Here is a 10880-nt window from a genome sequence, read left to right as displayed (position 1 = left end):
CCCACAGGGGGGCGCATGCCAGCCACAGCACAGTCGTACCAACCGCGCCGCGGACGCCGTACGAACCGTCTTCTCGCCGTCGCCGCCACGGTCGTCACCGCCGGCGCGCTCGCCGCCGCGGCACTTCCGGCGTCGGCGAACGCGGGCGAGAGCCACCGCGGCAACGGCGGTCACGGCCATGGTCATGGCCACGGCCGCTACCAGGATGTCCAGCTCCTCTCCTTCAACGACCTGCACGGCAACCTGGAGCCCCCGGCCGGCTCCTCCGGCCGGGTCACGGAACTCCAGCCGGACGGCACGACGAAGACGGTCGACGCGGGCGGCATCGAATACCTCGCCACGCACCTCCGCGAGGCCCGCGAGGGCAACCGCTACTCCATCACCGCCGCAGGCGGCGACATGGTCGGCGCGTCCCCCCTCCTTTCCGGCCTCTTCCACGACGAGCCGACGATCGAGGCGCTGAACAAGCTCGACCTGGACGTGACCAGCGTCGGCAACCACGAGTTCGACGAGGGCGCCAGGGAACTGGCCCGCCTCCAGAACGGCGGCTGCCACCCCACCGAGGGCTGCTACACGGACAAGGAGTTCGAGGGCGCCGACTTCCCGTACCTGGCGGCCAACGTCCTGGACGAGAAGACGAAGAAGCCCATCCTGAAGCCCTACTGGGTGTGGAAGCAGAAGGGCGTCAAGGTCGGTTTCATCGGCGTGACCCTGGAGGGCACCCCGGACATCGTCTCGGCGGAGGGCGTCAAGGGCCTCTCCTTCAAGGACGAGGTCGAGACGATCGACAAGTACGCCAAGGTGCTCCAGCGCCAAGGCGTGAAGTCGATCGTGGCCCTGGTCCACGAGGGCGGCTTCCCGGCCTCGTCCTCCTACAACTACGACTGCGACTCCCCGGGCGCCGGCGACGGCATATCCGGCCCGATCGCCGACATCGCGAAGAACGTCACGCCCGAGGTGGACGCGCTGGTCACCGGCCACACCCACGCGGCGTACGTCTGCACGATCCCCGACCCGGCGGGCAAGCCCCGCATGGTCACGTCGGCCGCGTCCTTCGGCCGCCTGTACACGGACACGACGCTGACCTACGACCGCGCGACGGGTGACATCGCCCGTACGGCCGTGAAGTCCGCGAACCACGTGGTGACACGGGACGTCCCGAAGGCGCCGGACATGACCCGCCTGATCGACAGGTGGAGCACCCTCGCCGCCCCGATCGGCAACCGCCCCATCGGCTACGTCTCCGGCGACATCAACCGGGACGGCACCGAGTCCCCGCTCGGCGACCTGATCGCCGACGCGCAGCTGGCCTACGGCAGGACCCAGGACCCGGAGACCGACCTGGCCCTGATGAACCCGGGCGGCATCCGCGCCCCCCTCACCTACACCTCCACGGGCGGCGAGGGCGACGGCGTCGTCACGTACGCCGAGGGCTTCACCGTCCAGCCCTTCGCCAACACCGTGAACCTCAAGGACTACACGGGCGCCCAGCTGATCCAGGTCCTCAAGGAGCAGGTGAGCGGCCCGAACGAGGCGGCCCCGAAGATCCTCCAGGTCTCGTCCGGCTTCACCTACACCCTGGACCTGACCAAGACCGGCGCGGACCGCGTGGTCACGGACTCCATCCGCCTGAACGGCGCCCCCATCGACCCGGCGGCCACCTACCGCGTCGCGTCGAACAGCTTCCTCGCGGGTGGCGGAGACGGCTTCCCCACGCTGGGCGAGGGCGCGAACGAACTGGTCGGCGCGGACGACCTGACGGCGCTGGAGCAGTACCTGACGGCCAACTCGTCGGCGACCGACCCGATCACCCCGCCGGCGGCCGACCGCATCACGGTGGTGCGGTAGCCGACCCTGCCGAAGCGAGTACACATCGGCATGTGATGTTCGCGCCGCGCTCATATGGGCGCGGCGCGGACAGTTGGCCGGTAAGTGTCACCGCAGTCGACTGCCACCATCGGCGACCCGTTCGCCCCGGCTGACCGCGATACGGAGCAGATCCGCGAGGGCCTCCGTCGCCCTGACCAGCGCGAACCGCACCGCCCGCTCCCCCGCCTTCCGGTCGGCGAGTACGGCCCTGGCACCCGCGAGTACTTTCTCACCCGAGTCCACCTGGGCCTCCTCGATGTCATCGGCGAGCCGCGAGAGCCGGCTGTCCCCGCCGTCGGTGCTCAGATAGCAAGGCTTGCCTTCGGGGGTGGTCCAGGGGAGGAGGCGGAGCGGGGGAGTGGGCATGGCTTGTCCCTTCGATACCAGCGACCAGCGGTGATTACGTTTCGTGCCTCGATCGTCACTGGTCGCGCGTACGCTGCGAAAGGGGTCAGGTGTTGCCTGGCTGGCAGACAACGGGAGGAGCGAGGTGGGCGAACACCCGCTCGGGGACGGGCAATCGAGACGTGCGGAGCTGGGTGAGACGCTCCGGATGCTGCGTGACAAGGCGGGCAAGTCACTGGGGCAGCTGGCTGAGGAGACCTCGTACGACAAGAGCTATCTGTACCGCTTGGAGAAAGGGGAACGGCTCTCCAAACGGGCGGTCATGGAGGACCTCGACAGGTATCACGGCACCGGCGACCTGCTGGTCCGCTTGTGGCGCGACGCGCGCCAGGAGGTCATCAAGGACAAGTACAAGGCGTTCATGGAACTGGAAGCGACGGCTCGGGTGATGTGGCTGTTCCAGCTCCGGGTCCCGGGCCTGTTGCAGACCGAGGACTACGCCCGGGCAGTGTTGTCAGGAGCCCGGACAACGGCAGGCAACAGCGAGGCAGTCGAGGAGCAGGTCGCTTTGCGCCTGGGGCGGCAGGAGCTGCTGCATCGACAACCGGCGCCGAGTATCCGCGTGATATTGGACGAAGGGGCGTTGCGGCGACCTGTTCCGGATAGGAAGGTGTGGAGGGACCAGCTCTCGCATCTGGTGAACGCGGCAGAACTGCCCACGGTCGCGCTTCAGGTATTGCCCTACACGGCTGGTGTGCACGACCTCATGGACAGCCATCTCTGGCTCCTGTGGCAACGGGTCGGCGACCCCGTTGCCTACGTGGAAGGCAACGGCTTCGGTGAGTTGATCGACGATCCGGACAAGGTCCTGTCCTTTCGCTTGTCCTACGATCTGGTCAGGGACGCGGCTCTGACTCCGGTGGAGTCGATGGCGTTCATCAAGGGCCTTCTGGAGGAGCGCAGATCATGAACCGACTCCCTGACCTCACCGCCGCGACCTGGCGCAAGTCCTCCTACAGCGACGGGGGCGGCACGAACTGCGTCGAGGTCGCCGACGGTCACCCCGGCCTCGTCCCCGTGCGCGACAGCAAGATGCCGGACGGGCGGGTGCTGGTCTTCGGGGCGATGTCGTGGGGGGCATTCGTGGCCAGGCTGAGGGCATAGCCACTCGGGCCGAGCTGGGCGGAGTCACGCGGGGCGAGGGTCGTAGGCACCTTCGGGTGAACGAAGCGACGGACGGCGGCCTCCTGGCTGTGGCGCGACTATGGTGGGGTCATGGCAGAGAACACGACCATTCAGGTGTCACGCCAGGCCCGTGACCACCTCGCGCAGGTCGCCAAGGAGCGAGGCATGACCCTCGGCCAGCTCGTCGAGCAGCTGGCCTCGGAGCAGCCGACGGCGGAGCAGATCGCGGAGCGGGTGGCGGCCACGCGCGCGGTGCTGCGTGAACGGCTGGGCTGCACACTCAGCGATGAGGAGTTCGAGAACGGACCGAACGTCCTGGCCAACATCTATGCGATGGCGGCGGACAAGACCCGGGTCCTCGGGGAGCGCGCCGCGTGATCATTCTCGACGCGGGTGCGGCCCTGGCACTCGCCCATGGCCACGAGGCCCTCCATCGCCTCGCCGACAATGTCGCTCATACGCCGGGTGACTGGCTGCACCTCCCGGCGCTGTGCCTCATGAAGGCCGAGGAGAGCGAGGCGAACGTCGGAGGCGCGCTGATGGCACTTCCGGGCCTGCACGTCGATCCGCTCGGTCAGGTCGCGGCCAATACTGTCGGCGGGATGGTGCGGGACGGCTGGGGTGGTGCGGATACGTGTCACGCGCTCTACGTGGCGACGCCGCACCTGGACTCGGGGGGCATGTCGATCATCCTGACCGGGCGGGAGGATCTCTACCCACCGGGCTTCCTCACCGTCGACATCGATGCCCCCGGCATGCTCGGCTACCACTGACCCCCGCCGGCCGCGTCCGCCTCCGGCGGCGGTACCGGCGCCCCCGGCAGCCGAACGGTCGCCACTGTTCCGCCGCCACCGGTCTCGGCCGGAGTCAGGCTCACGGTGCCGCCCGCCTGCTGCACCGTCCGGGCCACGATCGACAGGCCGAGGCCCGAGCCGGGCAGGGCGCGTGCGCTCGGGGAGCGCCAGAAGCGGTCGAAGACGTGGGGGAGTTCCTCGGCGGGGATGCCGGGGCCGTGGTCGCGGACGGTGAGGACGCCGTCGGCGAGGCGTACGTCGACGGTGCCGGACTCGGGGCTGAACTTCACCGCGTTGTCCAGGATGTTGACGACCGCGCGTTCCAGGGCCGCCGGTTCCGCCCGTACGTACCAGGGTTGTACGTCCGCCGTGATCGTCAGCTCGGGGCCGCGCAGGCGGGCGCGGCGCAGGGCCGACTCGACGACGTCGTGCCAGGCGAGGATGCGGGTGCGGCCCTCGTGCTGGCCGGTGTCGGGGCGGGAGAGTTCCTGGAGGTCGCCGATCAGCGCGGCCAGCTCCGTCATCTGGGCCTTGACCGAGGCGAGGAGTGCCTTGCGGTCGGCCTCGGGGATCGGGCGGCCGGTCTCCTCGCTGCGGGAGAGGAGTTCGATGTTGGTGCGGAGGGAGGTGAGGGGGGTGCGGAGTTCGTGGCCCGCGTCGGCGATGAGCTGCTGTTGCAGGTCGCGGGAGCTGGCCAGGGAGGACGTCATGCTGTTGAAGGAGCGGGAGAGACGGGCGATCTCGTCCTCGCCGCCCTCGATGGGGATGCGGATGGCCAAGTCCTCGGTACGGGCCACGTGTTCCACCGCCTCGGTGAGTTCATCGACCGGGCGCAGCCCGGCACGGGCCACGGCGAGGCCAGAGGCACCGGCTCCGATGACTCCGATGCCGCTGACGATGAGGAGGATCCAGACCAGCGAAGACAAGGGCTTGGTGACGTCCGCGACCGGTTTGGCGATGGAGACGGCGATGCCCGGTTGAACCTGCCCGGTCCCCGCGTCGTAAACCCGCTGGGTGTAGACGCGCATGGTGGTGCCGTCGGTGGTCGTCGCGGTGTGCAGGGCATCCCTCGCCCGGCCGTCGGCTACATCCACGTCCGCGTCCTGCACGCGGACCTCCTCGTTTCCAGGATTGACGCAGGTCGAGCCGTCGGAGTACAGGATGGTGACGACGGGAGCGTTCGGTACCTGGGGGAGTTCCTCCGGGGCCTCCGACTGGCAGTTGCGCAGCATGCTGTTCAGCAGCCCTCTCGAGACCTGCTCGCTGCGCAACTGATCGTCGAGCTGGTCGTACAGCTGATCGCGCACCAGGAACCAGCAGGTCACCGAAACCGCTGCCACCGCGAACGCCACGGCCGCTGCCACCAGAAGAGACAGCCGGGCCCGGATGGGCAGCGCCCGGACGCGGCGGACCAGCCCTCTCACTCCGCGCCGCCCTGCCGAAGCACGTAGCCGACGCCGCGGACCGTGTGGACTAGGCGCGGCTCCCCGCCCGCCTCGGTCTTGCGGCGCAGGTACATGACGTACACGTCGAGGGAGTTGGACGACGGCTCGAAGTCGAAGCCCCAGACCGCCTTGAGGATCTGCTCCCTGGTGAGGACCTGGCGTGGGTGTGCCATGAACATCTCAAGGAGGGTGAACTCGGTGCGGGTCAGTTCCACCGGCCGCCCGGCCCGCACGACCTCCCGCGTCGCCAGGTCCATGGTCAGGTCGGCGAAGGTGAGGGTGTCCTCGTTGTCGGCGGTGGCATCCACCGCCGGCGCGTAGGAGCTGCGGCGCAGCAGGGCGCGGATACGGGCGAAGAGCTCGTCCAGTTCGAAGGGCTTGACCAGGTAGTCGTCGGCGCCGGCGTCCAGGCCGGTCACCCGGTCGCCGACCGTGTCGCGGGCCGTGAGCATCAGGATCGGGGTCAGGTCGCCCGCGCCGCGGATGCGCCGGGCGGCGGTCAGGCCGTCCATGCGGGGCATCTGGATGTCGAGGACGACCAGGTCGGGCCGGTACGCCGCCGCCTTCTCCAGGGCGTCGGCGCCGTCGACGGCGACCTCGGTGTCGTACCCCTCGAAGGCGAGACTGCGCTGGAGGGCTTCGCGGACCGCCGGCTCGTCGTCGACGATCAGGATGCGCTGGGTGTCACGGTCGCGGTCGCCTTCTGCGGGGCTCATGGGCTCGGATTCCTCGGCATTCTCGGATGCGGTGTCGGGTGACGGCTGCCAACGCCTTCAGCGTCGCATGTTCGCATCGGCCTCGGGCCGACCGCTCAGCCGTCGGCGCCCGCTCGCAGCTTGGGCAGGTCGGCCTTCACCGTGTTGATCGGGATGGCGAAGCCGAGGCCGACGCTGCCCGCGCCGGCGGAGGACTCGGCCGACGAGTACATCGCGGAGTTGATGCCGATGATGTTGCCGTTCATGTCGATCAGCGCGCCGCCGGAGTTGCCCGGGTTGAGGGACGCGTCGGTCTGGATCGCCTTGTACGTCGTCGTGGACGAGCCGGTGTCGCCGTTGAACTCCTGACCACCGAACTCGAACGGCCAGCCGCCCCCCTGCCGCTGTTGCTGTTGCTGCTGGCCCTCGTCGGTCGAGACGGTCACGTCACGGTCCAGGGCGGAGACGATGCCGCTGGTCACGGTGCCGGTAAGGCCTTCCGGGGAGCCGATCGCGACGACCTGGTCGCCGACCCCGACGCCGTCGGAGTCCCCGAGGGTCGCGGCCTTCAGGCCCGAGGCGTTCTCCAGCTTTATCAGCGCCAGGTCCTTGCTGCTGTCGGTGCCGACGACCTGGGCGGTGTACTGCTTGCCGTCGCTGGTCGTGACCTTGACGGACGAGGCGCCGGAGACGACGTGGTTGTTGGTGATGATCTCGCCGTCGCCGGTGATGACCACGCCGGAACCGGTGGAGGAACCGGCGTTCGAGGTGGCGCTGATCTCGACGATGCTCGGGCTGACCGCCTCGGCGACCCCGGCGACCGTGCCCTTCTGGCCGGCGGGCACCACGTTGGTGCTGGTGGCGCTGGAAGCGACGGTGTCGCTGCCGGTCAGCTCCTGGATGCCGTACGCGGTGCCGCCGCCGACGGCCGCCGCGACGATCGCCACGGCCGCGAGCAGGGCTACGGGGCCGCGACGACGGGACGCGCGCTTCTTGTGCGGCTGCTCGGGCTGTCCGTCCTGGAAGGAGGCGGCGGGCGGCTGTGCCGGCGGGGGCGGCCACTCGGGGTTGACGGGAGAGGAGGCGTGCTGCTGGGCGCCCTGGTACGGATTCTCGTACGGGTTCTCTTGCGCGTGCTCGTACTCGCCGTTGCGGCGGAGGCTCTCGGTCATGTTCATGAGCTTCCCGCCCCCGTATGAGAGCGGCCTGAGTGCTGCCTGAGAAGCCCGGCAGAACCTCGTATGCCCGATATAAAGCCGTGCGGCGAAGCTGCTACTCGCAGCCGCAGGACTGCCGGACCACCAGGCGCGACGGGAAGACCTTCAGCCGCTCCCGCCGCGAGCCCGCCACCCGCAGACCGTCGTCCAGGACCAGGTCCACCGCCTCCCGCGCCATCGCCGACCGGTCCGAGGCGACCGTCGTCAGCGGCGGGTCCGCCAGATCGGCCTCCTTGATGTCGTCGAAGCCGGCCACCGCCAGCTCGCCGGGCACGTCGATGCGCAGCTCACGGGCCGCGCGCAGCAGGCCGATCGCCTGGTCGTCGGTGGAGCAGAAGATCGCGGGCGGACGCTGCGGGCCGGAGAGGAGCTCCAGCCCCACGCGGTACGCGTCGTAGCGGTTGTACGGCGCCTCGAAGAGCCGGCCCTCGGTGGAGAGTCCGGCCTCCTTCATCGCGCGCCTCCAGCCCTCGACGTGGTCGGAGACCGGGTCGCCGACGGACGGGGTCTCGGCGGTGCCACCCATACAGGCGACGTACTCGTAACCGTGCTCCAGCAGGTGGCGTACGGCGAGCTGGGCGCCGCCCAGGTCGTCGGTGACGACGGCGACGTCGTCGATGGCCTCGGGGCGCTCGTGCAGCAGGACGACCCGGGCGTCCCAGGCCTCGATCTCGGCGGCGGCCAGGTCGTTCAGGGCGTGGCTGACCAGGATCAGGCCGGAGACGCGCATGCCGAGGAAGGCGCGCAGGTAGTGGACCTCGCGCTCGCCGACGTAGTCGGAGTTGCCGACGAGCACCATTTTCCCGCGCTCCGAGGCGGCCCACTCGACCGCGTGCGCCATCTCCGCGAAGAAGGGCTGGCGCGCGTCCGGCACGATCAGGCCTATGAGGTCCGTGCGCCGCGACGCCATCGCCTGGGCGACCCGGTCCGGCCGGTACCCCAGTTCCTTGATCGCGGCGAGGACACGCTCGCGCGTGGCCGGGGCGACCGGCCGGGGTCCGTTGTTGATGACATAGCTGACGACGGCGGTGGAAGTTCCCGCCAGTCGCGCCACATCATCCCGAGTCACCTTGGCCACGCGCGGAGTCTACGCGGATGGATCCGCCCTGGGCAGGGCGTATCACACCTTCGTTGACGTCGCCTCCACCGCGGTGTCCGCCTGCGCCTCCGTCCGGGGCCCGGCCTTCGCCCTGGCGTCCTCCGCGCGCTCCCCCTTCTCGGGCTTCTCCGGGGTGACGAAGCGGTAGCCGACGTTGCGGACGGTGCCGATCAGCGACTCGTGCTCGGGGCCGAGCTTGGCGCGCAACCGCCGTACGTGCACGTCGACCGTGCGGGTGCCGCCGAAGTAGTCGTAGCCCCAGACCTCCTGGAGCAGCTGGGCGCGGGTGAAGACCCGGCCCGGGTGCTGGGCGAGGTACTTGAGCAGCTCGAACTCCTTGAAGGTGAGGTCCAGGATCCGGCCCTTGAGCTTGGCGGAGTACGTCGCCTCGTCCACGGACAGGTCGCCGTTGCGGATCTCCATGGGGGAGTCGTCGCCGACGATCTGCTGGCGGCCCATGGCCAGCCGCAGCCGGGCCTCGACCTCCGCCGGGCCGGCGGTGTCCAGCAGCACGTCGTCGATGCCCCAGTCGGCGGTGACGGCGGCGAGGCCGCCCTCGGTGACGACGAGGACGAGCGGACAGCTGAGCCCGGTGGAACGCAGCAGCTGGCACAGGCTGCGGACCTGTGGGAGATCACGGCGTCCGTCGACGAGGATGACGTCGGCGCCGGGAGTGTCGACGAGGGCGGGGCCCTCCGCCGGCGCGACACGGACGTTGTGCAGCAGCAGGCCGAGGGCGGGAAGCACCTCCGTCGACGGCTGGAGGGCGTTGGTCAGGAGCAGCAGAGAACTCATCGCGCCCCACCTGCCTGGGTCGTCTTACGGTCGTGCACGGTTCGCTCGCCCATAACGTCTGGTTCCTCCTCGGTCCCTGCGAGGACGTTTACGGCACTGCTTCGTACAGGTGCGGATCCCGTGCCCGTGGGGCCCGCTGCGAGTCCGGGAGGTGAACGCCCGACGACTGCCCGGCGGCGCTCCCGGAAGCACAAAAGGACCCGGGGGCTACGTTGCCCGAGTCCTCTGCCCAGCAGAATAGCCGACATGAGCAACCGACCGGCAGGTGATGTGGCGCGTTCCACCGTCCGTCCGCATTCCGAGACGTCCCGGGGGGCGCCGCGCCGCACCCCCGCACGCACCTTCCTGCACGCGTCCGACGGGGTCCGGATCGACGCCGTGTACGAGCCGGGCGTGAGTGGTCGCGACGACTCTGACCTGGTGTTCGTCGTCGCGCACGGTTTCACCGGCGACGCCGACCGGCCCCACGTACGGCGGATCGCGGAGGCGTTCGGGCGCTACGGCGCCGTGGTCACGTTCTCCTTCCGGGGCCACGGTGCCTCCGGCGGACGTTCCACCGTCGGTGACCGGGAGGTGCTCGACCTGGCGGCGGCGGTCACCTGGGCGCGCGGTTTCGGGCACGCGCGCGTGGTGACCGTCGGCTTCTCCATGGGCGGCTCGGTGGTGCTGCGGCACGCCGCGCTGTACGGCGGTGAGGGTGACGGCGGTGACGGCGGTGACAGGGACGCCCGCACGGACGCCGTCGTGTCGGTGAGCGCCCCCGCCCGCTGGTACTACCGGGGTACGGCGCCCATGCGCCGACTGCACTGGCTGGTGATGCGGCCCGCCGGGCGCCTGGTGGGCCGCTACGGCATGCGCACCCGTATCCATCACCGGGACTGGGACCCGGTGCCGCTGTCGCCGGTGGAGGCGGTGCCGCGGATCGCGCCGACGCCCCTTCTCGTCGTGCACGGCGACCGGGACGGTTATTTTCCCGTCGACCACCCCCGGATGCTGGCCGAGGCGGCCGGTGACCACGGCGAACTCTGGCTGGAGCCCGGCATGGGCCACGCCGAGCACGCGTCGGACGAGGGCCTGCTGTGCCGGATCGGCGACTGGGCCGTGTCCCGGGCGGGCTAGCCTGACGGTGTTCACCGCCGATCGACACGGACGCCGATCGGCACCGGCGACGAAGGATCCAGATGGCAAAGGTCACGGTGCGCTACTGGGCCGCCGCGAAGGCCGCGGCAGGAGTGGCCGAGGAGCCGTACGAGGCGGCCACGCTCGCCGACGCGCTCGGCGCGGTGCGCGAGCGGCACCCCGGCGAACTCACGCGTGTACTGCTGCGCTGCTCGTTCCTCGTCGACGGCGACCCCGTGGGCACGCGCGGGCATGAGACGGTACGGCTGGCCGACGGCGGCACGGTCGAGGTCCTCCCGCCGTTCGCAGGAGGGTGA

13 protein-coding genes are annotated in these 10880 nt (G+C 70.2%); 7 read left to right on the top strand and 6 right to left on the bottom strand.

What is annotated here, in order from left to right; all coding sequences use genetic code 11:
* The first annotated feature begins 15 nt into the window (after positions 1-15).
* On the top strand, positions 16-1848 hold the full coding sequence (locus tag ACFW48_RS09340; RefSeq protein ID WP_386311987.1) for a bifunctional metallophosphatase/5'-nucleotidase: 1833 nt from the start codon (positions 16-18) through the stop codon (positions 1846-1848).
* Positions 1849-1935: 87 nt separating this feature from the next.
* On the opposite strand, the gene ACFW48_RS09335 is transcribed toward ACFW48_RS09340, so the two are convergent.
* Entirely contained in the window at positions 1936-2235 is a 300-nt protein-coding gene (locus tag ACFW48_RS09335; protein ID WP_386311984.1) for a hypothetical protein, read from the bottom strand.
* A gap of 187 nt (positions 2236-2422) precedes the next feature.
* Here ACFW48_RS09335 and ACFW48_RS09330 point away from each other — a divergent pair, with 187 nt between their 5' ends.
* The 4 genes from ACFW48_RS09330 (at position 2423) to ACFW48_RS09315 (ending at position 4172) form a co-directional block, all read left to right on the top strand.
* The gene (locus ACFW48_RS09330; protein WP_386311981.1) at positions 2423-3184 is read left to right on the top strand and encodes a helix-turn-helix domain-containing protein; all 762 of its coding nucleotides are present in this window, start codon (positions 2423-2425) and stop codon (positions 3182-3184) included.
* A complete protein-coding gene (locus ACFW48_RS09325; RefSeq protein WP_386311978.1) occupies positions 3181-3378 on the top strand; it encodes a DUF397 domain-containing protein in 198 nt (65 codons plus the stop codon). The genes ACFW48_RS09330 and ACFW48_RS09325 overlap by 4 nt, the downstream gene beginning before the upstream one ends.
* Before the next feature lie 111 nt (positions 3379-3489).
* On the top strand, positions 3490-3777 hold the full coding sequence (locus ACFW48_RS09320; protein ID WP_386311975.1) for a hypothetical protein: 288 nt from the start codon (positions 3490-3492) through the stop codon (positions 3775-3777).
* A complete protein-coding gene (locus tag ACFW48_RS09315; protein ID WP_386311972.1) occupies positions 3774-4172 on the top strand; it encodes a hypothetical protein in 399 nt (132 codons plus the stop codon). The genes ACFW48_RS09320 and ACFW48_RS09315 overlap by 4 nt, the downstream gene beginning before the upstream one ends.
* Here the strand turns inward: ACFW48_RS09315 and ACFW48_RS09310 are convergent.
* The 5 genes from ACFW48_RS09310 to ACFW48_RS09290 form a co-directional block, all read right to left on the bottom strand.
* Positions 4163-5617: a sensor histidine kinase gene (locus tag ACFW48_RS09310; protein ID WP_386311969.1), complete on the bottom strand. Its 1455-nt coding sequence runs from the start codon at positions 5615-5617 to the stop codon at positions 4163-4165. The two genes, ACFW48_RS09315 and ACFW48_RS09310, sit on opposite strands and share 10 nt — an antisense overlap.
* Positions 5614-6354 (bottom strand): response regulator transcription factor, encoded by a 741-nt coding sequence (locus ACFW48_RS09305; protein WP_386311966.1) that lies wholly within the window; start codon positions 6352-6354, stop codon positions 5614-5616. Before ACFW48_RS09305 ends, ACFW48_RS09310 begins: the two co-directional genes overlap by 4 nt.
* A gap of 95 nt (positions 6355-6449) precedes the next feature.
* Positions 6450-7511, bottom strand: a complete 1062-nt coding sequence (locus ACFW48_RS09300) for a S1C family serine protease (RefSeq protein WP_386311963.1) — start codon at positions 7509-7511, stop codon at positions 6450-6452.
* 94 nt (positions 7512-7605) lie between these two features.
* Entirely contained in the window at positions 7606-8628 is a 1023-nt protein-coding gene (locus ACFW48_RS09295) for a LacI family DNA-binding transcriptional regulator (protein ID WP_386311960.1), read from the bottom strand.
* Between the two features lie 42 nt (positions 8629-8670).
* A complete protein-coding gene (locus ACFW48_RS09290) occupies positions 8671-9444 on the bottom strand; it encodes a winged-helix domain-containing protein (protein ID WP_386311956.1) in 774 nt (257 codons plus the stop codon).
* A gap of 246 nt (positions 9445-9690) precedes the next feature.
* Between ACFW48_RS09290 and ACFW48_RS09285 the strand changes: the two genes are divergently transcribed.
* Both ACFW48_RS09285 and ACFW48_RS09280 read left to right on the top strand, forming a co-directional pair.
* Positions 9691-10563 (top strand): alpha/beta hydrolase, encoded by an 873-nt coding sequence (locus ACFW48_RS09285; RefSeq protein WP_386311953.1) that lies wholly within the window; start codon positions 9691-9693, stop codon positions 10561-10563.
* Positions 10564-10625: 62 nt separating this feature from the next.
* Complete coding sequence (locus ACFW48_RS09280; protein ID WP_053133327.1) at positions 10626-10880, top strand: MoaD/ThiS family protein; 255 nt, start codon at positions 10626-10628, stop codon at positions 10878-10880.

The sequence above is a fragment of the Streptomyces sp. NPDC058812 genome, from assembly GCF_042744565.1.
In the GTDB taxonomy this organism is placed as follows: Bacteria; Actinomycetota; Actinomycetes; order Streptomycetales; family Streptomycetaceae; genus Streptomyces; species Streptomyces thinghirensis.
This window is presented reverse-complemented; position numbering and strand designations above follow the sequence as displayed.

Excerpts from the sequence above, each read along its gene's own strand:
- ACFW48_RS09320 (WP_386311975.1), top strand. The coding sequence starts at position 3,490 with ATGGCAGAGAACACGACCATTCAGGTGTCACGCCAGGCCCGTGACCAC.
- ACFW48_RS09300 (WP_386311963.1), bottom strand. The coding sequence starts at position 7,511 with ATGAACATGACCGAGAGCCTCCGCCGCAACGGCGAGTACGAGCACGCG.
- ACFW48_RS09335 (WP_386311984.1), bottom strand. The coding sequence starts at position 2,235 with ATGCCCACTCCCCCGCTCCGCCTCCTCCCCTGGACCACCCCCGAAGGC.
- ACFW48_RS09290 (WP_386311956.1), bottom strand. The coding sequence starts at position 9,444 with ATGAGTTCTCTGCTGCTCCTGACCAACGCCCTCCAGCCGTCGACGGAG.
- ACFW48_RS09305 (WP_386311966.1), bottom strand. The coding sequence starts at position 6,354 with ATGAGCCCCGCAGAAGGCGACCGCGACCGTGACACCCAGCGCATCCTG.
- ACFW48_RS09285 (WP_386311953.1), top strand. The coding sequence starts at position 9,691 with ATGAGCAACCGACCGGCAGGTGATGTGGCGCGTTCCACCGTCCGTCCG.
- ACFW48_RS09330 (WP_386311981.1), top strand. The coding sequence starts at position 2,423 with ATGCTGCGTGACAAGGCGGGCAAGTCACTGGGGCAGCTGGCTGAGGAG.
- ACFW48_RS09325 (WP_386311978.1), top strand. The coding sequence starts at position 3,181 with ATGAACCGACTCCCTGACCTCACCGCCGCGACCTGGCGCAAGTCCTCC.
- ACFW48_RS09280 (WP_053133327.1), top strand. The coding sequence starts at position 10,626 with ATGGCAAAGGTCACGGTGCGCTACTGGGCCGCCGCGAAGGCCGCGGCA.
- ACFW48_RS09340 (WP_386311987.1), top strand. The coding sequence starts at position 16 with ATGCCAGCCACAGCACAGTCGTACCAACCGCGCCGCGGACGCCGTACG.